Origin of the sequence: Maricaulis sp. MIT060901 (assembly GCF_047123815.1) — a bacterium.
GTDB lineage: Bacteria > Pseudomonadota > Alphaproteobacteria > Caulobacterales > Maricaulaceae > Maricaulis.
Genome location: NZ_CP138920.1, coordinates 2,544,287 through 2,565,019, shown reverse-complemented (window position 1 = coordinate 2,565,019; position 20,733 = coordinate 2,544,287). Strand labels below are relative to the sequence as shown.

At 59.9% G+C, this 20,733-nt stretch carries 24 protein-coding genes, 1 tRNA gene and 1 pseudogene; 15 read left to right on the top strand and 11 right to left on the bottom strand.

Features of this window, described 5'->3' with window-relative positions; all coding sequences use genetic code 11:
- Positions 1-729: 729 nt before the first annotated feature.
- The 3 genes from SIC17_RS12585 (at position 730) to SIC17_RS12575 (ending at position 3,583) form a co-directional block, all read left to right on the top strand.
- Positions 730-2,184, top strand: a complete 1,455-nt coding sequence (locus tag SIC17_RS12585) for a radical SAM/SPASM domain-containing protein (RefSeq protein ID WP_291892446.1) — start codon at positions 730-732, stop codon at positions 2,182-2,184.
- A gap of 22 nt (positions 2,185-2,206) precedes the next feature.
- Positions 2,207-2,611 carry a twin-arginine translocation signal domain-containing protein gene (locus SIC17_RS12580; RefSeq protein WP_291892444.1) on the top strand — a complete coding sequence of 135 codons (405 nt, stop codon included), beginning with the start codon at positions 2,207-2,209 and terminating at the stop codon, positions 2,609-2,611.
- A gap of 342 nt (positions 2,612-2,953) precedes the next feature.
- Positions 2,954-3,583, top strand: a complete 630-nt coding sequence (locus SIC17_RS12575) for a DUF6895 family protein (protein WP_291892443.1) — start codon at positions 2,954-2,956, stop codon at positions 3,581-3,583.
- Between the two features lie 113 nt (positions 3,584-3,696).
- On the opposite strand, the gene SIC17_RS12570 is transcribed toward SIC17_RS12575, so the two are convergent.
- Positions 3,697-3,773 (bottom strand) — tRNA-Ile (locus SIC17_RS12570).
- An 84-nt stretch (positions 3,774-3,857) separates the two neighbouring features.
- Positions 3,858-4,400 carry a YkgJ family cysteine cluster protein gene (locus SIC17_RS12565; RefSeq protein WP_412545580.1) on the bottom strand — a complete coding sequence of 181 codons (543 nt, stop codon included), beginning with the start codon at positions 4,398-4,400 and terminating at the stop codon, positions 3,858-3,860.
- Positions 4,401-4,617: 217 nt separating this feature from the next.
- Here SIC17_RS12565 and SIC17_RS12560 point away from each other — a divergent pair, with 217 nt between their 5' ends.
- A complete protein-coding gene (locus tag SIC17_RS12560; RefSeq protein ID WP_412545579.1) occupies positions 4,618-5,328 on the top strand; it encodes an SIMPL domain-containing protein in 711 nt (236 codons plus the stop codon).
- Positions 5,329-5,330: 2 nt separating this feature from the next.
- Here the strand turns inward: SIC17_RS12560 and panD are convergent, their stop codons facing one another.
- Positions 5,331-5,696 carry an aspartate 1-decarboxylase gene (gene panD, locus SIC17_RS12555; RefSeq protein ID WP_291892437.1) on the bottom strand — a complete coding sequence of 122 codons (366 nt, stop codon included), beginning with the start codon at positions 5,694-5,696 and terminating at the stop codon, positions 5,331-5,333.
- Positions 5,697-5,897: 201 nt separating this feature from the next.
- Between panD and SIC17_RS12550 the strand changes: the two genes are divergently transcribed.
- From SIC17_RS12550 to SIC17_RS12535, 4 genes are read left to right on the top strand one after another with little or no spacing between them, the layout of a single operon-like run.
- Positions 5,898-6,650 carry a hypothetical protein gene (locus SIC17_RS12550; protein WP_291892435.1) on the top strand — a complete coding sequence of 251 codons (753 nt, stop codon included), beginning with the start codon at positions 5,898-5,900 and terminating at the stop codon, positions 6,648-6,650.
- Between the two features lie 2 nt (positions 6,651-6,652).
- Positions 6,653-7,486, top strand: coding sequence for a M23 family metallopeptidase (locus SIC17_RS12545; protein ID WP_291892433.1), 834 nt, complete (start codon positions 6,653-6,655; stop codon positions 7,484-7,486).
- A 60-nt stretch (positions 7,487-7,546) separates the two neighbouring features.
- Positions 7,547-7,780 (top strand): hypothetical protein, encoded by a 234-nt coding sequence (locus tag SIC17_RS12540; RefSeq protein WP_412545578.1) that lies wholly within the window; start codon positions 7,547-7,549, stop codon positions 7,778-7,780.
- A complete protein-coding gene (locus SIC17_RS12535; RefSeq protein ID WP_412545577.1) occupies positions 7,755-9,974 on the top strand; it encodes an ATP-binding protein in 2,220 nt (739 codons plus the stop codon). Before SIC17_RS12540 ends, SIC17_RS12535 begins: the two co-directional genes overlap by 26 nt.
- Before the next feature lie 191 nt (positions 9,975-10,165).
- On the opposite strand, the gene SIC17_RS12530 is transcribed toward SIC17_RS12535, so the two are convergent.
- The 5 genes from SIC17_RS12530 to SIC17_RS12510 all read right to left on the bottom strand — a co-directional run bounded on the left by SIC17_RS12530 (position 10,166) and on the right by SIC17_RS12510 (position 12,888).
- The gene (locus tag SIC17_RS12530; RefSeq protein WP_412545576.1) at positions 10,166-10,585 is read right to left on the bottom strand and encodes a secondary thiamine-phosphate synthase enzyme YjbQ; all 420 of its coding nucleotides are present in this window, start codon (positions 10,583-10,585) and stop codon (positions 10,166-10,168) included.
- Entirely contained in the window at positions 10,582-10,833 is a 252-nt protein-coding gene (locus SIC17_RS12525; protein ID WP_412545575.1) for a hypothetical protein, read from the bottom strand. Before SIC17_RS12525 ends, SIC17_RS12530 begins: the two co-directional genes overlap by 4 nt.
- Positions 10,834-10,925: 92 nt before the next feature.
- Complete coding sequence (locus SIC17_RS12520) at positions 10,926-11,360, bottom strand: hypothetical protein (RefSeq protein WP_412545574.1); 435 nt, start codon at positions 11,358-11,360, stop codon at positions 10,926-10,928.
- 87 nt (positions 11,361-11,447) lie between these two features.
- Positions 11,448-12,014 carry an HNH endonuclease gene (locus SIC17_RS12515; protein WP_291892423.1) on the bottom strand — a complete coding sequence of 189 codons (567 nt, stop codon included), beginning with the start codon at positions 12,012-12,014 and terminating at the stop codon, positions 11,448-11,450.
- Positions 12,015-12,222: 208 nt separating this feature from the next.
- On the bottom strand, positions 12,223-12,888 hold the full coding sequence (locus SIC17_RS12510) for an alpha/beta hydrolase (RefSeq protein WP_412545573.1): 666 nt from the start codon (positions 12,886-12,888) through the stop codon (positions 12,223-12,225).
- Positions 12,889-13,008: 120 nt separating this feature from the next.
- On the opposite strand from SIC17_RS12510, the gene gluQRS reads away from it, so the two are divergent.
- Positions 13,009-13,845, top strand: a complete 837-nt coding sequence (gene gluQRS, locus SIC17_RS12505; protein ID WP_412545572.1) for a tRNA glutamyl-Q(34) synthetase GluQRS — start codon at positions 13,009-13,011, stop codon at positions 13,843-13,845.
- On the opposite strand, the gene SIC17_RS12500 is transcribed toward gluQRS, so the two are convergent.
- Entirely contained in the window at positions 13,842-14,387 is a 546-nt protein-coding gene (locus SIC17_RS12500; protein ID WP_291892418.1) for a hypothetical protein, read from the bottom strand. The two genes, gluQRS and SIC17_RS12500, sit on opposite strands and share 4 nt — an antisense overlap.
- A 148-nt stretch (positions 14,388-14,535) precedes the next feature.
- On the opposite strand from SIC17_RS12500, the gene SIC17_RS12495 reads away from it, so the two are divergent.
- Positions 14,536-15,582 (top strand): Rieske 2Fe-2S domain-containing protein, encoded by a 1,047-nt coding sequence (locus SIC17_RS12495; protein WP_412545571.1) that lies wholly within the window; start codon positions 14,536-14,538, stop codon positions 15,580-15,582.
- Between the two features lie 27 nt (positions 15,583-15,609).
- Here the strand turns inward: SIC17_RS12495 and SIC17_RS12490 are convergent, their stop codons facing one another.
- Complete coding sequence (locus tag SIC17_RS12490) at positions 15,610-16,095, bottom strand: hypothetical protein (RefSeq protein WP_412545570.1); 486 nt, start codon at positions 16,093-16,095, stop codon at positions 15,610-15,612.
- Between SIC17_RS12490 and SIC17_RS12485 the strand changes: the two genes are divergently transcribed.
- Complete coding sequence (locus SIC17_RS12485) at positions 16,094-16,351, top strand: twin transmembrane helix small protein (protein ID WP_291892412.1); 258 nt, start codon at positions 16,094-16,096, stop codon at positions 16,349-16,351. The two genes, SIC17_RS12490 and SIC17_RS12485, sit on opposite strands and share 2 nt — an antisense overlap.
- A gap of 2 nt (positions 16,352-16,353) precedes the next feature.
- Here the strand turns inward: SIC17_RS12485 and SIC17_RS12480 are convergent, their stop codons facing one another.
- Positions 16,354-17,448: a serine hydrolase domain-containing protein gene (locus tag SIC17_RS12480; protein WP_412545569.1), complete on the bottom strand. Its 1,095-nt coding sequence runs from the start codon at positions 17,446-17,448 to the stop codon at positions 16,354-16,356.
- Positions 17,449-17,511: 63 nt separating this feature from the next.
- Between SIC17_RS12480 and SIC17_RS12475 the strand changes: the two genes are divergently transcribed.
- The 4 genes and pseudogenes from SIC17_RS12475 to SIC17_RS12460 all read left to right on the top strand — a co-directional run bounded on the left by SIC17_RS12475 (position 17,512) and on the right by SIC17_RS12460 (position 20,694).
- Positions 17,512-18,087, top strand: a complete 576-nt coding sequence (locus tag SIC17_RS12475; protein WP_412545568.1) for a cob(I)yrinic acid a,c-diamide adenosyltransferase — start codon at positions 17,512-17,514, stop codon at positions 18,085-18,087.
- A gap of 102 nt (positions 18,088-18,189) precedes the next feature.
- Entirely contained in the window at positions 18,190-18,774 is a 585-nt protein-coding gene (locus tag SIC17_RS12470; protein ID WP_291892407.1) for a YceI family protein, read from the top strand.
- A gap of 245 nt (positions 18,775-19,019) precedes the next feature.
- A pseudogene (locus tag SIC17_RS12465) lies at positions 19,020-19,768 on the top strand (electron transfer flavoprotein subunit beta/FixA family protein).
- Complete coding sequence (locus SIC17_RS12460; RefSeq protein WP_291892403.1) at positions 19,768-20,694, top strand: electron transfer flavoprotein subunit alpha/FixB family protein; 927 nt, start codon at positions 19,768-19,770, stop codon at positions 20,692-20,694. Before SIC17_RS12465 ends, SIC17_RS12460 begins: the two are co-directional and overlap by 1 nt.
- Positions 20,695-20,733: the final 39 nt, after the last annotated feature.

Genomic DNA, 20,733 nt, shown 5'->3' with positions numbered 1-20,733 from the left:
AACTCGCTGACAGATGTGGTGGGCCTGGATGAAGGTATACACACCAGACAAATCAATGTGTCGGCAAAGTCATCGTCTGTCGAATTGACCGATGTTGTTCAATTGGGTTCGCGGAAAGTGTCTTCGACCAAGAGTAGTACATCAGGTTCGGAGTTATGCTTTCTGCAAGCTGGCTCATGCAGTCGCGCGTATACCGAAACGCTTGTTTAACCAATTTTTTCAGATGGTTGATCGCGGGCCGCGAACCACGACCGCCGGGACGTGTAGGAGAAGGCCTGCCCTTGCGATCAGGTTATAGACTTGCCCGGCAACATCACTGGTCGCGAATCTCAAAAGTAGAAGCAACCTATTCAGCCGCACGAAGCTGTGCGCCCCACTCCAGAGGGGGTTAGCGAGCTGTATTTCACAGTGTGAGACCATGAGGGGCGAGCAGCCACCATAACGAGCGGGAAGACGCGAAACGCAAGCCGATCGAAAACAGGCAGGCGACACTTCGCGTGACGCCGGGAAGCAAACCTGGCTGAAAAGGCTGTCGCCAGCTTAATGATCAGCACAACGCTCTGACAGGCCCCAAATCGCATATTGCAAACAAATATGATGCCTTTCGCAATTAATATTTCGCATTTTGAAATTCCCGACAAATAGTAACAATATTTTCTGTTTTCAATATTGAAAACGAACTTTTTCCGACGACTCAATGCTTGGACACATCAACAGTCGGTGCCGCCCATGTTCAGACTCAGCTCCTACACCATCCTTTCAACCCGTCTCCCGAGCGGCGGTTATGTTCTGATGAACGGGCTTTCGGGCTCCATGGATTTCATTTCCGAGCGTATCGGTGCGCCACTGGCCAACGCGCTCCACCCCCGCAACGAAGCGGCTATTGAGGAAGTGATTGGAACCTTGCCGCTTCCACTCAAGAAAGAATGGTATGACCGCGGGCATCTGGTCGAAATGTCCCGTGCCGAAGAGCAGGAAAACGTGGTGAACTTAGCCGGCGCACTCCACGACGCCCTGCATTCCAAGCCTGCCTTCATGATCGTTCCCAATCTCGACTGCAATTACCGTTGCACTTATTGCTTCGAGCGCCCGATGCAAAACGCGCTCAAGAGCACGAGTGGTGAAATTTCCCACCACAAGGGGAATGTGGTGATGAGCCGGGAGCAGGCGGATGCAGCTCTGGCGGCGATTGCAGAAATCAAGAAGACCCGCGGACAACCCCCTGGCGGGCAGATAGTGCTCTATGGCGGAGAGCCGTTGGATCGTGCCAATTTGGATGTTGTCACGCACATCGTCCGTAGCGGTCAGGCCGCAGGGCATCACTTTGCCTGCATTACAAATGGACACGACCTGGAAGCGTTCCTCGAGCTCATCGGGTCTGGTGGCATAGAGCAGGTCCAGATTTCGATCGATGGCCCCAAGGATATCCATGACAAGCGCAGGGTTTACATCGGCAAGGAGAGCTCGTTTGACAAGATTGTCGCGAATATCGACCTCGCACTCGAGCAGACCGATGCCCAGATCCAGATCCGCGTGCACGTCGACCCTTCAAACATTCACCACTTCGATACCATCATCTCGGACTTCGCATTGAGGGGCTGGATCGATCATCCGCAGGTGATCATTTACGCCAACACCGTCTACGACAAGGACGTTGAAGGCACTGTCCATGCCGAGATTGACCACGGTGATATTGTTACTGCCCTGAACGACCGATGTCGGGAGTTTGACAATGTCTTCACGAGCGCGCCGGCTATCCATGCTGAACGCGCCATGGGGCCGGTATTCAATGAAAACGCCCGGTTCGGCCTCAAAAGCACATTTTGTTCGGCCAATACCGGGAATTTCATCATGGCCGCGGACGGGCACGTCTATGCGTGCTGGGAGTCAGTCGGCAAGGCCTGCAGCCGCATAGGCGCCTATGGGCCGGACAAGAGTCTCAGCCTGGACGAAAAGGCAACCGAGCGCTGGTTCTCAAGAAGCATTGAAACCCTGCCAACCTGCCAGAGATGCCGCTATGCACTGGTTTGCGGAGGTGGTTGCGCACAGTACGCGGAGTACAACACAGGCGACATTTACAACGCCTATTGCGATGATTTCGAACGCACTTTCAGGGCTGCTCTCTCTGAACACTCTGAGCGCCAGATCACTCATGCACTCGCATCTGCACCGTCAGAAAAATAGTTCACTGCCAAGGAGGAAAATCATGACTGAAAAATCAAGGCGAGATTTCATGGTGGGCGCATCCGTCGCCGCGGGGGCCGCGGCGCTCGGGAGCAGTGCGGAAGCTCAAATACGGCAACCCCAGCGCCAAATCGATCCAAGCGCGCTGCGGGCCATCCAGAACAACAGCGCGGACAGCCTGGCCATCAATCCCCAGGCCAGAGCAATGATGCCGGGCGGCACCCCTGTAGACCGCGCCGAAATCCTGACCCGGCTCGGCCTCAACCCCAACACGCCACCGGATGCGTGGCTCGCCATAGTGGGCTGCGGTGTAAACGCCTCCGCACTGAGTTCCCAGCAGATCGGCGTGCTCGACCGCGCTGGCGTTACAAACTCGATGCGGGACATTCAACGTCCGCTAAACAATAATCGCGGCAGAAGGTACTGACCCATGCCCGATGATGGACGCCCGGTCTCGACGCTTCTGTCCCTGTCCCGAGACCGGGCGTCGCGTTGGCTGGAATGCCGACTCGATATGCTTGTGCCACGCGACTGCAGGCATTCTCCTTGCGAATACCACCAGACCTGCCTCGCAGATCTGGCCGTTTTCTGCATAGCGAATAATGCTTCCGAGGGAGTGTCGGGACTTGTCCGGGCCATTCGGAACGCATTGTCTTCCGCCTACAGCTCAACCGGGCTGCACCTCTTCCCGGAGACCGGACACCCGCTCTGCCTCCCTGCACACCTCATAATGCGGCGCGCGATCGGCTTCGAGACAAGCAGACGGATCTTGCCTGACACAGTCGTCGAGGCATGGATGAACCGCCCGGAAGCGATCTACACAGCGCGGTCGCCAATGCGTTTCGCCGAACTCAAATGGGCTATGGAAGGACATGGACTCCACTCTTCCCTTCCCTCCTGGAAACACTTCCGTCACCTTGCGTACACGGAAGCCTTGTTTACACACGCCAATCGTCCAGCCCTGTATGATGCAACACACTGGATTTATTACCTTACGGATTTTGGCAACAGGGATTTGTCCTGGGCCGGCGGCACCCAGATCGCGTGGAGCGACGGGCTGTTGGAGCGAGCCCTGGGCCAGCTCGAACTTGTACTTGCGGTGGAAGACTGGGATCTCGTAAGCGAAATAGTCCTCGCTCTTCTCATGGCCCGGCCCCAGCAAGTTGACCCCTTTATAGAGCGTGCACTCGATCATCTCGCGAGTGCTCAGCTTGAAGATGGCTCATGGGGGCCCAACGACTCCAGTGAGCCAAACGCCCCCCTGTCCGGCGAGGCAAAGGGCTGCGAGATCACCTCGGAACTTGGTGCCTATCATCGTGTCATGATGGCCGTATGGGCACTCGATTACTGGAAGTCTGTCCAGTACGGGACCTTGTGTGAACAGAGTCCGGTGCCCTGACACCACCGAAACAGCCCCAAACTTGCCAGTTCACACCACGGCACGGCGCCCTGAGCGTCAACACCGACAATCAATTTCGTACGGTCCGCGCTCGAAACGGAGCTTGAAAAGAATGGTGGGCCCGGAGGGACTCGAACCCCCAACCAAGCGGTTATGAGCCGCCGGCTCTAACCAATTGAGCTACAGGCCCGCTCGCTTGGTAAGCTTGTCATGGTTATCGCCCTTTATTCGGCCCGCCAAGCCATTGTGTGCGCTTGTGGATCAGCAAGTGCAGTCAGCGGCGGCCGCGCAGCAGGGCTGCGAGGTCAATGACGGGGTGGTACTGCGCGTTTTCGTAGCGACCGAAACCGAACAGCTTGCGAAGGAGACGACGCCAGGTGATTTCCAGCTTGCCCGGTCCTTCCTCGCGAACCACGCGGACCGGCTGACCGTCGCGGGCGAGCTCGCGTCCCAGGTCGCGGACCATGTCCGTGGCGAGATTGTCAGAACCGCGCAGCCGGTCGCGCCAGGGGCATGGCGTTTCGCCATGAACAGAGAGCACCATTTCGCGGCCATCAAAGACACTGCCAATGGCCTGCGGATAGAGACGGCATTCCATCGGACGCTGTTCATAGACGGTGCATTGACCTTCCCAGCGCGGGCAGGACGCCTTGTTGCGGGCGCGCACCAGCAGGAAGGGGCCTTCCGGCTTGCACTCCATCTGATCGGCGACATCGCCGAAAACACGATCGAACTCGGCCGGGCTGAGGCGCATCCAGTCGAGCTCGCGGCAACAGGCCTGGTCGACCGGGCAGGCCAGACATGGATTATCGGACATTATCCCCTCCCCTGGACAGGCGGGACGGTCAGACATTTGTCCGCCCCGGGCAAGTCCAAAACAGACATGCGGCAGGAAAATGGCCGTCCGGTTCAGCTTGGCGGCAGGATTGGGCAGCTAGGAGGATGGACAGATCGGGTGATCGATACCGACAAGACAATGCCGGGTTGATCGCTTAGGATGACTTCGCTTCATGCGTGCAACCCGGAGAGTGACCATGTTCCGACCGCTTATCGCCGCCAGCCTGATTGTTTCTGCCAGCGCTTCTGCCTTGGCCCAGGAGACACCTGCCACCCAGCCGACCCTGTCGCTGTCCGCGACAGCGGAAGTCCAGATCGAACCGGAATTCGCGACTGTCCGTTCAGGCGTCGTGGTGACGGCGCCGACGGCGCAGGCCGCCGTGCGCGAGAATGCGCAGCTGATGAATGCGGTCTTCACGGCCCTGCGCCGTGAAGGCGTTGACCGCCGTGACATGCAGACGGCCAGCCTGACATTGCAACCTCATTATGAGTGGGATGATCGTCGCACCGAACGTCGACTGACGGGTTATACCGCCCAGAATATCGTCTCGGCGCGGGTGCGTGATCTGGACAATGTCGGTGATGTGGTCGATGCGATGGTCGGCGCCGGCGCCAACAATATCCAGAGCGTGAGCTTTGGCGCCGAGGACACCGCTGACGACCTCGACCAGGCACGCCGCATGGCGGTTCAGCGCCTGATGGAAAAGGCCGAGCTTTATGCCAGCGCAGCAGGTCTGGAATTGTGCGGGATTGTCCGCATGAGCGAGAACCAGGCCATGCCGCAGCCGATGTATGCCAACACCATGATGCGTATGGAAGCGAGCGCGATGGCAGACACGCCTGTTGCCGCCGGCGAGTTAACGCTCAGCGCTTCAGTGCATGCGGATTTCTGTATCTCGAACGGTTAGGCTCACGCCGCCCTGGACGGGGTCACAACCTGGTTGTGTTCGTCCAGCAGGACGACAGTCGGGTCCCAGACTTCCGCCTCGGCGGCGTCCATCTCGGCATAGGCCACAACAATGATGCGATCGCCCGGCTGTGCCAGTCGGGCAGCAGCGCCATTGATGCCAAACGTACGGCTGCCACGCGGAGCCTCAATGGCATAGGTCGTGAAACGCTCGCCATTATTGATGTTGAGAACGTCGACCTGCTCGTTATTGAGGATGCCGGCAGCGTCCAGCAGGTCCTTGTCGATGGAGATCGAACCTTCGTAGTGCAGGTCTGCCTGGGTCACGACAGCCCGGTGCAATTTCGTCTTCATCATGGTGAGGCGCATCACGCGAACTCCAATACTCTTGCTGCGCCGCACATAACGTGCCCGGCGGTCAATTTCAACATTGTGACACTGATGTTCCGAACAAGCCTGCAACACAAGTGCGGCGAAATTCGTGATGAACCCAACTATACTTGGTTCGTCATCCGCCATTCATGCTAAACATGCATAAACGGTATACGTTGAACTGGTGGGGAGGCTGATATGAAATCTCGGCTAAACTTGGGAATATCGATGCTGGCGGTGGCACTTCTGTCCACGTCCACGCCAGCCAATATCGCCCAGGCCCAGGAACGTACGAGCACCGCGCGCGAACGTGCTGTCTCGCCCCAGGCAGGACAGCTCCAGGCCAGCCGCATTCGCCCGGCAACGCTCTCCGTGGCCACGGCATTCCAACCCCGACCACCACGTCCGGACCGGCCGCGCGTGATGCCGATCGACTGGGGTCAGGTCCGCGAAGACCTGCAACGCCAGAACGCACAATTCTCCGACAATTTCACGACTGCGGCTCGCCTGCCGCAGACCTTCCCGCGCCCGTCCAATAACGAGGCTGCCCAGGTCGCCCGGACGCGTCTGCCGGTCCTGCTGCCACCCAACGCGACACTGCGGCTCGCCAACACTCCGCGCGTCTTCCTGTTTCCCCAGGAGGACTTCTATACAGCATCGATTAACGCGCCCGGCATTCTGATTGAAGTGTTCGGAACGCGCCTCGCACATACCGAAGCGCCCGACCCGGTCACCCTGCGACGACTGCGCGCACAGGATCCGGACGGCTACCGGATCTCCCGCACCGAATATGGCGTCGAGGTCAATTTCAACCGCTATGGCGCGGCCTATTCCATAACGATCGAATGCGAGTTTCCGCTCTCGGATGACCGCTGTTCGGAGCTGGAATATGGTCGCGATCTCGTTGAAAATATCGGCATTGTCGCCGGCTCACCAGAGGAAGGAGAATAGTCATGTCTCGTTCCACTGAACTTACCCTGGCTGCCCTGGTCGCTACGGCGGGCATTGCCGCCATGATCTGGTGGCCGCCGCTCGATGAAGGCGCAGAACCTGCCGATTCGCCGCCCGCTGAGGAACCGGCCCCTGAGCCGGAAGACCCGGTCGAGGACCCGGAACCCGAACCGGAGCCGGAGCCGAGCGTGCCGCTTGATGATGCCGGCGAGGAATTCGCCTACATGCCGCCGGGAGATCTGACGCCAGATTCCGGCACCGGCCAGACGACCCAGGTAAATTACGCGCCGGGCATGCGCTTCCCGATGGAAGCGGCCCAGGCCTATGCCAACAGCCAGGTTTACGGCTATGGCGGTTACCTCGGCCCGGCTGGCGGTCAGTGTAATGACAACAACTACGCCTATGCTTGGCGGGATAATTTCTGCGAAACGCGGGGCTATTCCACGCCGATGTGCCCCAGCGGCACCGGCCACCAGGGTCAGGACATCCGTCCTGCTACCTGCCAGGATGCCGTGCATTGGGCGGTCGCTGCCGATGACGGCACGATCACCTCGATCGGATCCTATTCGGTCCGCCTGACCACGGATGATGGTGTGCGCTACACCTATCTCCACCTCGAAGCCAGCAGCCTGCAGGTCTCCCCCGGTGACCGTGTCACGCGCGGCGAACGCCTGGGTTTTGTATCCAACGAGTTCAATGGCACGCCGACGACGATCCACCTGCATTTCGAAATCAAGATGGCGGTAGATACGGGCTCGGGAATCCAGAACACCAATGTTCCGCCCTATCTGGCCCTGGTCGACAGCTATGAGCGCCTGCTGAACGGCACCGACTAGTCCGGGTAAGCTTGATTTAAACAAGTTGTGCTTTGCTACCATGCGACAGGGGCAAGGCGGATGACCAGAAAGACACTTGTGACAGCGTTGGTATTTGCCGCGGGGATAGCGATCTCGGCGGCATCTGCCTATCTCGCCCGCCATCAAGAAAACATCGAGATCGAGCGACATCTCGAGGAGAGTGCGCGCCACTTCCAGTACGCCATGGAAGACCGGGTCAATCGTGACCTGGCGGAACTGGAACGCCTGGCCCGGCGCTGGGAGGCTGATGGCGGGACAACCGAGGCGCGATGACGCCGCGCGCTACATTGTCGACCAGAACGAGATCCGGGCCATCGAATGGGCCAATCCCGATTTTCAGGTCGCCTGGATCGAACCCCTCGCCGGCAATGAAGCCGCGCTGGGCCTGGATCTGATGTTCGAGGAAAACCGCGCGACGGCACTTCGCAACGCCGTTGCCACGCGCGAAACCTATACAACCCACTCAATCGAATTCGTTCAGGGCGGTGTCGGCTTCCTGGCTTTTGTCCCGCTGCACATCAACGGCCGTTTCGACGGTCTGATGGTCGCCGTGTTTGACATTGAACGCCTGGTCACGACGTTCAAGGACACGGCCCTGGGCGATCTGGTTGCGGTTACATTGCTGGAAGGCGGGTCAGTCATCATCGACGATGATGAAGCCGCGAGCCGCGACGCAGTGGTGAATACCACCATCGCCCTTCCGGGCTCGGTCTGGATGGCGCGTTTTCACCCGAACAAGGCATTGCTTGACCAGGAGCGTTCGGCGATCCCGCTCATAATCTTGTTGATCGGAACCATCTTCTCCGCGCTTGCAGGTGCAGCAGTCCACAGCCTGTTGCTCGCGCATCATCAGAAAACGCAGATGCTGCGCGCGCAGGAAGACGCCAATCATCGAATTAGAGCCAAGGAAGAGCGCTTCGAGCTGGCTGTTCGCGGATCTGCAGACGGCATCTGGGACTGGGACATCGCCACCAACAAGGTCTATTTCTCGCCCCGCTTCCGCGAGCTGCTGGGCTATGATGACCAAAAACATTTCCCGGATGAATTCAGCTCATTCGAGAGGGCATTGCATCCCGATGATCACGGCCCGACGCTGACGGCGGTGAAGACCCATCTGGAAAACGGTACGCCGTACGATGTTCGTTACAGGCTGCAGCGCGCCGATGGCAGTTTCAACTGGTTCAGAGCCCGGGGACTAGCGGTCCAGGAAAGTGGCCAACCGACGCGCATGGCCGGCTCGATCAGCGACATATCCGATCTGATGCAGAGCCTGGACAAGGCGGAACAGGCCAATCGTGCCAAGTCGGAATTCCTGGCCAATATGAGCCACGAGATCCGCACGCCGATGAATGGCGTTCTGGGCATGGCACGCATTCTCGCCAAGGCGGATCTTGAGGACCGGCACGCCGAGAAAATCGGTACCATCGTGCGGTCCGGTGACACGCTGATGCAATTGCTCGACGACATTCTCGATCTCTCCAAGATCGAGGCCGGAGAATTTCCGTTGGAGGAAACTTCCTTCGAGATGTCCGAGATCACCAAACAGGTTGAAGCCCTGTTCGGCCCGGTCGCGGTCCGGAATGGACTGAAACTCGACATCTCCAGCCGGGATCCGCGCGGGCTGGCCCGCCGTGGCGATCCGCTGCGCATCTCGCAGATCATCAACAATCTGGTCTCCAACGCGCTCAAATTCACCAGGCAAGGCGGTGTAACCGTACGCCTGGGAGAGGCCCCGGGCACCAATAATCCGGATCTGGTTCTCATTGAGGTCAGCGATACCGGCATCGGCATGAGCCAGGAACAGGCCTCGCGTATCTTCGACAAGTTTGTCCAGGCGGACACGTCAACCACGCGTCGTTTTGGAGGCACGGGACTGGGACTTGCGATCTGTGATGGCCTGGTTAGGAGTATGGGCGGCGAAATCAGTGTCGAGAGCGAGCCGGAGGTCGGGACGACCTTCTGCGTCCTCATCCCGCTTCCGGAGAGCGACGAGATCGAGCTGGAGGATGAGAGCGAGAGTGATGCCGTCGTCCAGACCTCACCGCTGGCCCAGGACGGACCGCCGGTACGCATCCTCGCCGCCGAGGACAATCTAACCAACCGCCTCGTTCTGCAGGCCTATCTCAACCAGCTCAATGTCGAACTGACCCTGGTGGAAAACGGCCGCGAAGCCGTCGACGCCTATCAGGCCGGCAAGTTCGACATCCTGTTGATGGATATCCAGATGCCGATTCTGTGCGGCAGTGACGCGTTGCTGGAGATTCGCCTCATCGAGGAGGAGAACCACCTTCCCCGTACCCCGGCCATCGCGCTGACAGCGAATGCCATGCCGGAACAGATCCGGTACTACAATGAGATCGGTTTCGACAGCCATATCGAAAAACCGATGCAGCCGAACAAGCTGGGTTCGGAAATCGCCCGCTTTACCGAACACGCACGCCGGGTCGCCCGTCGCAAATCGGCCTGATCAGGCTTCCAGCACGGGCCCGCGGGCCATCGACGACGCAAAGAACATGCGCATCAGCCCTGGAGCATCATCCGTGATCGTCCGGGCGGGTTCACCCGCTCGCTTCCCTCGGATCGAGCACGGCCCCCCAAAACCGTTGCTTGCAGGACGGACCATGCCCGCGGTCCGTCCTCTTCTTTTTCGAAGGCCCATTACCCAAGATGCAAGAGCACTTCGCGACGATGCGGCTGGTCACGGTGCTCAAACAGATAGAGCCCCTGCCAGGTCCCCAATCCCATGCGCCCCTCCACGACCGGGATGCCGATCGAAGTCTGGTTCAGGACCGCCTTGATATGGGCAGGCATGTCGTCCGGCCCTTCCATGGTGTGGCGCAGCCAGTGCATGGACGGGTCATTTCCCGGCGGGACCAGACGGCGGAAAAACTCGTTGAGATCGCGCTGCACGTCCGGATCGGCATTTTCCTGGATGGTCAGGGAACAGGAGGTATGGCGCACAAATACGGTCAACAGACCGTCCTCGCAGCCCGTCTCGCGCACGAACTCATGAGCCTGGTCGGTAAACTCATAAAGCCCCTGCCCGCGCGTCTCGATGCCAAGACGGATCACGCTCATGATTTCGTCGGCACCTTATACCAGTCCGCATTGGTCAGGCGAACCAGCAATGGAAATCCGACCAGGACAAAGGCGTAGATCGCCGGGAACAGCCAGACCGGCACGCGATCAAGCGCTTCCGGCGGCAATGGATAGATTATCCGGCGCACGACAATCAACGGAATGAGCAGCGCGTAGTAGACCGCGATGGGCCACCAGCCGAGCGACCGCGCGATCGGGAAACACAACCATCGGATAATTCGGAACATTCCAGCCCTCCCCGCGCCATGGGGCGACATGCCGACGCCGAGGTCAAGCGGTCCGTCTCAGCCGTGATCGAAGGCCAGCAGAAGCGTCGAGGTCAGGACCACGACCAATCGAAGCCAAGCCGACGTGCTTTCACGCCGATACTTGGAAGCGCCACAAACACACCGACAACATAGATGACCGTGCCGAATTGCTGCTCCAAGTCGCCCCCTGTGTCCGCGAAAGACCGTGTGAATCCGGAAAACGAGACCAGACCCAACATGAGACAAATACCGATAAGGGCCGCCCCGGCGGTCACATAGAGCGCTGACCACAACACCAGTTTGCCGACACGAAGGTGAAGCGGCAGCAGCGCTGCGCCAACGGCAAACGGCGTTATCCATGTCAGCAAGGCAGCGTCGACCGGGCGCCCGGCCATCAGGTTTGCCGATATCGGAACCGACATCATCGCCGTGAACAACAATCCGGCCGCACACCCGCGCATCAATGGTCGAACCCTGACGATCTGTTCTTCTGTATCAGCCTGCATGCCACCCTCTCGACCTTTGGATGCAAGTTTGCCTACAGCGCCTGAAAAGTGCAATTGATTTCATAGGTAAACCGCTAGGGCACCGCCTTAGCGCTCCAGCTCCACATCCCAGTAGAGATAATCCATCCAGCTCTCATGCAGGAATTTCGGCGGGAATTTGCGACCCTGCGCTTGCAGCTCGTGCGTGTTGGGACGTTGCGGCGGTCGGGCCAGCGGCATGCCGGCCTCGCGCGGGGTGCGCCCGCCCTTTTTCAGATTGCATGGACCACAGGCCGCAACGATGTTTTCCCAGCTGGTCTTGCCGCCCTGGCGACGCGGGATGACATGATCAAAGGTCAGGTGTTCAACACCCTGCTTGCCGCAATAGCCGCAACGGAACCCGTCCCGCAGCCAGATATTGTACCGCGTAAAGGCCGGCGCCCGATCCTGTTTGACATAGTCCCGCAAGGCCACGACCGACGGCACATGCATCTCGAAGCTTGGCGAGTGCACGACCTCGTCATAGTGCGAGACAACAGCAACGCGCTCGAGGAAGACATTCTTGATGGCTTCCTGCCAGGGCCAGGTCGACAATGGATAATAGCTGAGCGGTTGATAGTCCGCGTTCAGAACGAGACAGGGCATTCCCTGCGGCGCTGCGTTAAGCACCTGCATGGTGACCTCCCTCGGCAGGACCGCGAACACGGCCTTGGAGGGGGCGCATATGATGGACCCGGGTCCTGAAAGCGCACCTCCTGTTGGGGCTGTTGGTCAATCCCGAAAGGAATTATACCACACCCAAGCTCTCAATAGGACTACAGGTGTTCGCGTGACAGTCACATGACTGTCCCGGGAATATTCGATGTCACCGATTCGGTGTGGCCTAGATGTAACGCCCGGCGAAGACGGATTTGAGGAAATCCAGTCCCAGATCCAGCCCGTCCGGCCCGATCGAGTGCGGCACGCCCTGCGAGATGTGAAACTCCGCTCCATGCCCGGCTGCACAGATCGCCTGCGCCGCATCCAGCATGAAGGGCAGCGGCAGAACGTCGTCGCGATCCCCATGCACCAACATGATCGGCGGCTTGGTCCTCATTTCGTCTTTCAGCTTCTCCCCGCCCGGCAGGGCACCGGAGAAACCGAGAATACCACCGACCTGCTGTTCGCGGCGCAGACCGGAATGCAGCGACAGCATACAGCCCTGGGAAAAGCCGCACAGGACCAGGTCCTGAGGCTGGAGACGGTATCGCGCCAGCTCCTGGCTGATGAAGCTATCCACGATCGGAGCCGCCTCTTCAGCGCCGCGCTGGATACGCTCCGGATCGAGCTGGGAGATGGGGAACCACTGATAGCCATTCGGAGCACCAGGAACCGGATCCGGTGCATTGGGCGAGACCCATTGCACATGCGGCAGGTGCGGCGCCCAGTGCTGGGCGAGACCGATCAGATCATCGCCATTGGAACCATAGCCATGCAACAGGATGACAAGCTTGCGCGGCGGCTGGCCATCACGCGGCGCCAGGCGCGGTCCATCAATCGCTGTCGGCATGGGAAACTCCTTCAGGCTGAGCCGGGAGAGGACCTTTCGGCGTGTGAGAAGTCAACGCCCCCGGCGCAGCAGTCCTGCACTGACTTGACCCCACCCGCCGAAGCGGCGTTTTGAGGAAGCATGACTTTCCGCACGCGCTTCGCGCCCTCTCCGTCCGGGCATCTGCATCTGGGACACGCCTTCTCTGCGTGGACGGCCTGGCAGGCAGCGCAATCGGCCAGCGGCGCGTTCATCCTGCGTATCGAGGATATCGACACGACGCGTTGCAAACGTGAATTCGAGCAGTCCATCTTTGACGACCTGATCTGGCTGGGACTGGACTGGCCGCTGCCTGTGCGTCGCCAGAGCGACCATTTCGCCGACTATGCCGGTGTGTTGGAAACGCTGCGAGCAAAAGACCTCGTCTATCGCTGCTTCAAGACCCGCAAGGAAATCCTGGAAGAAATCGCCCGCGCCCCGCACGGCGTTGGAGATGTCTATCGCGGCCCGGGCGAGCCTGTCAGCGAGGAAGAGGAAGCCGAGCGTGTTGAACGCGGCGAGGCCTTTGCCTGGCGATTATCCCTGGATCGCTGCCGCGACCACCTGGGAGGCGGGTTCGATCGGATGATGTTCCATGATCTCGACCACGGCGATCAGGCCGCTGATCCATTGCCGCTGGGTGATGTCATCCTGGCGCGCAAGGATGTCGGGACCAGCTATCACATCGCCGTCGTGCATGATGATGCACTGCAGGACGTGACCCATGTAATCCGCGGCGAAGACCTCAAGGACGTCACCCCGCTGCACGTGCTGTTGCAGACCGTGCTGGATCTGCCGACCCCCAGCTACCAGCACCATCGGCTGCTTCTGGATGAAAGCGGCAAACGCTTTGCCAAGCGCGACCGGGCAGCGACGCTGAACGCCATGCGAAGCGACGGACTGTCAGCTCAACACGTGCTCGATGGTTTCCGCACCTAGCGCCCGGCCATTCTTTGAGGCTCTTCAGTGCGCTCCATGACCCTTTGCAATCGCCCCTCCCGCCAGGCGTATTCACGGACCAGGACGGTTCTGCGTGAGGGATCGGACAGGTTGACCTGGCGCACTCGGAAACGCGGCTCCCGGTAATACTGCATCGCCTCGATCTCGTTGCCTGCCATCATTTGCACGACTTCCCACCCCTCCGCATTCGAAACCAGGAGTGGATACCCGCAGACATAAAGGCCGCAGAAATAGGCATCGGGCACATTGCCCTCGCGAGATGTGCAACTCAGATTGCGGGTATCGATCGCAAAGTCAGGTCTACCGTCAGAATTGATGTCATTGATGACATGAGGTGCGTCGGCAAGGACCTGCCGGTCACAACTCAGGTCTCCGCCACCGATATACCGGACATGTTGCTGCAATGCTGCCAGAGCGCCGCTCGGCAGACGCTCTTCGGGGAGGCTGGGAACGGTCGAATCCGTACAGCCCGCAACAAGCGCAGCCGTCAGAATTCCGGACAATCCGTATCGTATTCTCATTCTGGCGCCCTTGCAGCGCCCCCCAACCTGGCCAGTCTAGCGAATTCGAGCGCCCTGTCATGTGACAAGAAAGTGAGGCTTTAATCGTCAATTTGCCGCATGGATTGAATGCTAGGCAAATACACCGCATCTGCTAAAGAGTTGGCCCATGTTCTTGCGAGACCTTTGGTATTTCGGGGCGCTTTCGAGCGAGCTCAAACCGGGCCAGCATCTCCACCGCGAGCTGCTCGGCCAGCCCATCCTGTTCGGCCGCGATCACCAGGGGCGCGCCTATGCGCTCAAGGATATCTGCCCGCACCGTGGTATCCTGTTGTCGGAGGGCGAGGTTCAGAACCATGATGGCGAGACCCAGGTCGAATGCCCCTATCATGGCTGGCGTTTCCGCACCGATGGCTCCTGTGCCGCGATCCCGTCCCTGACGGGTGACCAGGCGGACGCCATGGACCTGACCAAGATCAGGACGCGCTCGTTCCCGGTACATGAGGACCAGGGCCTGATCTGGATCTATTACGCCGAGGATGGCGATGCCGAACCGGTCATCGATCCACCAAAGCTGGATCTTCCGGAGGATGCCGAGCCGCGCATGGTCGTGCGGGATGTTTTCAACTGCCATGTCGACCATGCCGTCATTGGCCTGATGGACCCGGCGCACATCCCCTATATCCACCGCCAGTGGTGGTGGCGCACGGCCAAGTCGGTGAAGGAAAAGGAAAAACAGTTCGGCCCGGTCGAGCGCGGCTTTTCCATGCTGCCGCACACCCCCTCGTCCAATTCCTTCCTCTACAAATATCTGGGCAACGACCGGTCAACAGAGATCCGCTTCCAGCTGCCTGGCCTGCGAACCGAATACGTCAAGGCGGATGGAAAGCACTTCACGGGTTTCACGGCAGTGACGCCGACCAATGAGAACTCCACCGCGATCACCATCGTGGTCTACTGGAACCATCCGCTTCTGAACGTGGTGCCCAAGGCACTCCTGCGCAAAGGCGTAGAAACATTTGTTGGCCAGGATCGCGATGCGGTAAACGCCCAGCAGGTTGGCCTGGCCTATGATCCCAAGCTGATGCTGATCCACGACAGCGACGTACAGGCGAAATGGTATTTCGCCCTCAAGCGAGCCTGGAGCAAACACCGCGAAACCGGCGAGGCATTCAAGAACCCGGTCAAACCCGCGACGCTGCGCTGGCGGAGCTAGCCCCCTGCCCCTTCAGGGCCAGGAGGATTACTCCGCAGCCTGTGGCGCAAAGTTCGACACATTGCCGACTGCTCGCCACTCACCCTCGATCCGGCGATAGAGCTCAACCCAGCTGGACTGGAAGGCGAAGGCCTGTTCCTCGCCGGATTGGGTCGTTATACCGCGCGCCTCGACCTGCACGATGACCCAGCCCATGGTGCAATCGTCGGAGACCGCGACCACCGGGTTGACCATGTCATGATAGACCTGGAAATCGGTCGAACCGAGATAGGCTTCACGACGCGCGCGGCGACCTTCCGATCGTGTCGCAAACAGGCTTCCCGCTGTCGAGACCATGAAGACTTCGCGCTCGCCGGACAGCCAGGCCTCGACATCATCATTGATGTGGTGCTCGAGCACGGCCGCATGCGCCGCGCGCAAATCGGCTTCGGATTGCCCTCGGCAGTCCACGGCATCCTGTGCCAGGGCCAATTCGAAAAACATGGCATCTACCCCGGGATTTTCCCACTTCATGCGCAAACGTCGCATGGACGCGCCGCACGCTGCTGTCTATATCCCCCGCATGGTCGAATTTCTCAACATCCTTCTCTACGTCGCCATGGCTGCGGTCGTCGGCGTACTCATCTTCGGCATCGTCAATCTGTACAAGAGTGACGAGAAATCCCGTTCGCGCTCGAACAAGTTGATGCGCCTGCGTGTGGTGCTGCAGTTTGCCGCCATCCTGATCATTGTGGCGCTGTACTTTGCCAAGGAACAATTCGGCGGCTGATTTTATTCCATCAGCGAGCGCACGGCATCGACCATGGCAGGTTGCAGGCGGTTGATACGTCCATCATTGAACGCCACGACCGCACCGCTGCCCGTTTCCGGCTCAATGACGATCTGGACGAACCACATCGTGTTGGACCCGGCATGCAGGCGCTGTCCGCCCTGCACGCCCCAGCCCAGGGCATAGTCACCGCCATAGGGGGGTGTCGCGATGCGTTGCCAGCTCTGGACTGACAGGAAATCGCTGTCCTCACCGCGCATGCCGGCCATGACCAGGTCGAGATAGTCGGCCAGGTCAGCCAAGCTCATATGCGCCGTGCCCGCGGGTCCCAGAACCGGCGGGTTGTCCGCTGCAGGTCCCGGCTCCACAGCATTCAGCCCGCCGAACATGCCCCCCCGATGACCGCGCGGCTGATCCACCGCCTCAGGTGACCCTGGCGCGCCAAATCCCGCACTCTCCAGCCCCAGCGGCTCGAACACCTCGCGGTGCATGAGACTTTCCCAGCTCTCACCGGTCACGGCCTCCAGCATGGCGCCAACAACGACATAACCAGCGTTGGAATAGAGGAAATCCGTTTCAGCGGCGCCCTGCGGCGTTTCGGTGAGCACACGCCGCGCATAGTCCAGGCGCTGTTCAGTGATCGGCTTGTCAGAGGCACCGCGAACACCAAAACGGATCATGTCGACATTGTTCACATTGGCCCGCAGACCGGAACGATGGCTTAACAGGTGCAGAAACGTGACCTCGCCGTAACTGGCGTCGATAGCCTCGATATGTGCCCCCAGATGCTGAGTGACCGTGTCGTCCCAGCTGATCACGCCACGTTCGACCAGGCGCGCCACCAGGATGGCAGTCATCGCCTTGGTGTTGGACCCCATATGCCAGAAATCATCCTCGCTGACCCGGACGTCACCCCGGAAGGCGCGCAGACCTGCAACGCCGATCGCGTGTTCACCATCATCAAGGCGCAGGACCCCGACAGCCGGTGCTCCGCTGGCCTCCAGCGTCTGGGCTGCGAGCTCTGCGAGCTCGCCGGACTGGCTCCAGGCGCTGCCCGTGCCGACCATGAACATCAGCCCCGCCAGGATATGACGCATGTTTTTCTCCCATCGCTTGTCTCCCCTCTCGCGCCGGATAACGGATCAGGCTAGAGAGGCGACATGGTACGCCTGACAAAAATCTATACCCGCACCGGTGATGCCGGACGGACAAGGCTCGGCGACATGTCCGAGACAGACAAACACGATCCGCGCGTGGATGCCTACGGGGATGTGGACGAGACGAATTCCGCTATCGGCCTCGCCCGAAGCGCCCTCGCTGACGGTAATGAACTCGACCGGATCCTTTCCGCTGTCCAGAACGACCTGTTCGACCTTGGTGCGGACCTGTGTGTCCCCGAGAGCGACGAGCCGCGCGAGTGGGAACCATTGCGCATCAAACCCGAGCAGATTGATGCGTTGGAGCAGCATATCGACAGGCTCAATGAGCGCCTTGAACCCCTGAATTCCTTCATCCTGCCCGCGGGCAGCGAGGCCTCGGCCCGCCTGCACGTCGCGCGCACGGTTTGTCGGCGTGCGGAACGCAAGGTCGCGAGGCTGATCGCGGACGGCACCAATATTAACGCCCATGTGATGCGCTATCTCAACCGGCTTTCAGACCTGCTCTTCGTCATCGCACGCACGGCCAATGACGGTGGCAAGGCAGATGTTTTGTGGGTTCCGGGCGGCAAGCGCTAGACGCTTTTTCCGCCGAGGAAAAACTCCCTTGCCTGATCCGGACTCGATCCGCAGGCAAAAGCCATTATCTTTTGGCCAAATTTTCTATTCTGGAGTGATTTGATGACCCGCTTCCTGCTCACCTCGGCAGCAGTCCTGACTGCCCTCACCGCACCGGCGCTTGCGGCGCCAGTTGAATATGAATTCGACAAGAGCCACACTGTTGTCCGCGGTTCCTGGCTGCACCAGGGTATGTCGACCATGTCGCTGGAGCTGACCAATTATGACGGCACGCTGGTGCTGGATCTGGAGGAGCCGGCAAACTCCGCCGTGGAGGTCACCTTCACCCTCGCCGACGGCATGTGGGCGGGCGCCAACCAGGACCGCTTTATCGGCCATCTAAGCAGCGGTGATTTCTTTGAAGTCGAGACCAATCCGACCGTGCATTTCATTGCCACCGGCTTTGACAGCGCGGATAACCGGACCGGGACGATGACCGGCGACCTGACCATGAATGGCCAGACACATCCGGTCACGCTCGATGTCGTTTTCAATGGCTCAGGCGAAACCCGCGACGGCCGCGCCAAACACGGCTTTACCGCGACAGGCACCCTGGTGCGCTCGACCTGGGACATGGGTTTTGCCGTCCCCTATATTTCCGACGAAATCGAGATTTTCATCTCAACCGAGGTCGAAGCCAGCGAATAGGCTGTCACAAACACGACCTGCATCTCAGCAAGGCGCGTCGATTTGGCGCGCCTTGTTTTTTGCCACGTCAACCCTTGGAAATTGCAAGGAAGTTTAGTCGCCTGAAAGGACGCGAACCGACCGGGTTGCAGTTTACGTCAACGTAAAAGATAGCAAGCATTGACTTCCCCCACTGGCAAAGGCAATTTCGCCCCCTATTCTTGTAGGCGCGCAACCTCTCGCGCGCGGCCAGCCGGAGCCCCAGCATGAAAATTCTCGTCCCCGTCAAACGGGTCGTCGATTACAACGTGAAGGTCCGCGTCAAGCCCGATCAGACGGGTGTCGACCTCGCGAACGTAAAGATGTCCATGAACCCTTTCTGCGAGATCGCTGTCGAAGAAGCGATCCGCCTGAAGGAAAAGGGCGTCGCCACCGAAATCATCGCCGTGTCCATTGGACCGGCCCAGGCCCAGGAAACCATCCGCACCGCGCTCGCCATGGGCGCTGATCGCGGCATTCTGGTGCAGACCGACGACACGGTAGAACCGCTGGCCGTGGCCAAGATCCTCAAGGCCATCACTGACGAGGAAAACCCGGATATCGTCCTGCTCGGCAAACAGGCCATCGATGACGACAGTAACCAGACCGGCCAGATGCTCGCCGCACTGCTGGACTGGCCGCAGGGCACGTTCGCCTCTGAAGTTGCCATCACTGACGGCAAGGCCAATGTCACCCGCGAAGTTGATGGCGGCCTGCAGACCGTTGCGCTTCAGCTGCCAGCCGTGATCACCACGGACCTGCGCCTGAACGAACCGCGTTACGCGTCCCTGCCGAACATCATGAAAGCCAAGCGCAAGCCGATCGACACCAAGGCTCCGGCCGATTACGGCGTCGACACCGCCCGCGCCTGGAAGTCCTCAAGGTCACCGAGCCGCCGAAACGCGAAGCCGGTATCAAGGTTGAAAGCGTGGCCGAGCTGGTCGCGAAACTCAAAGACGAAGCGGGGGTTATCTAATGGCTGTTCTTGTTATTGCCGAACACGATAACGCGGCCCTGAACGATGCAACGCGCGCCGTTGTCACCGCGGCCAAGGGCCTGGGTGGCGATGTGCACGTTCTTGTTGCCGGTTCCGGTGCACAGGCCGTTGCCGACGCTGCAGCCAAGCTGGACGGTGTTGCCAAGGTCCTGCACGCCGAAGCTGATGGCTTTGCCAAGCCGACCGCGGAAGCGCTGGAAGCCCTCGTTACGCCACTCATGGACGAATACGATGCCGTCCTCGCGGCCGCGACCACGACCGGCAAGAACTTCATGCCGCGCGTCGCTGCCAAGCTGGATGTGATGCAGATTTCCGACATCACCGCCGTTGAAGGTCCGGACACATTCGTGCGCCCGGTCTATGCCGGCAATGCGATGATGACCGTGAAGTCCACCGACGCCAAGAAAGTCATCACGGTTCGCCCGACGACCTTTGAAAAGGCCGGTGATGGTGGCTCTGCGGAGATGGATGATATCGGCGCCGCGTCCGGCCCGTTCAAATCCGAATTCGTCTCGGAAGAGTTGTCCAAGTCTGATCGCCCGGAACTGACCTCCGCCAAGATCGTCATCTCCGGCGGTCGCGGCATGCAGTCCGGCGACAATTTCCACCTGCTCGACACCATCGCCGACAAGCTCGGCGCTGCGGTCGGTGCCTCGCGCGCCGCGGTTGATGCTGGCTTCGTCCCGAACGATTACCAGGTCGGCCAGACCGGCAAGGTCGTCGCGCCGGAACTCTACATCGCCGTTGGTATTTCCGGTGCCATCCAGCACCTGGCCGGCATGAAGGACTCCAAGGTCATCGTGGCCATCAACAAGGACGAGGAAGCCCCGATTTTCCAGGTCGCCGATTACGGCCTGGTCGCGGACCTCTTTACCGCCCTGCCGGAACTGGAAGAAGCGCTCTAGGCGCTGGCCAACCCGAACAAGAAAGCCCGGCCCAATGGC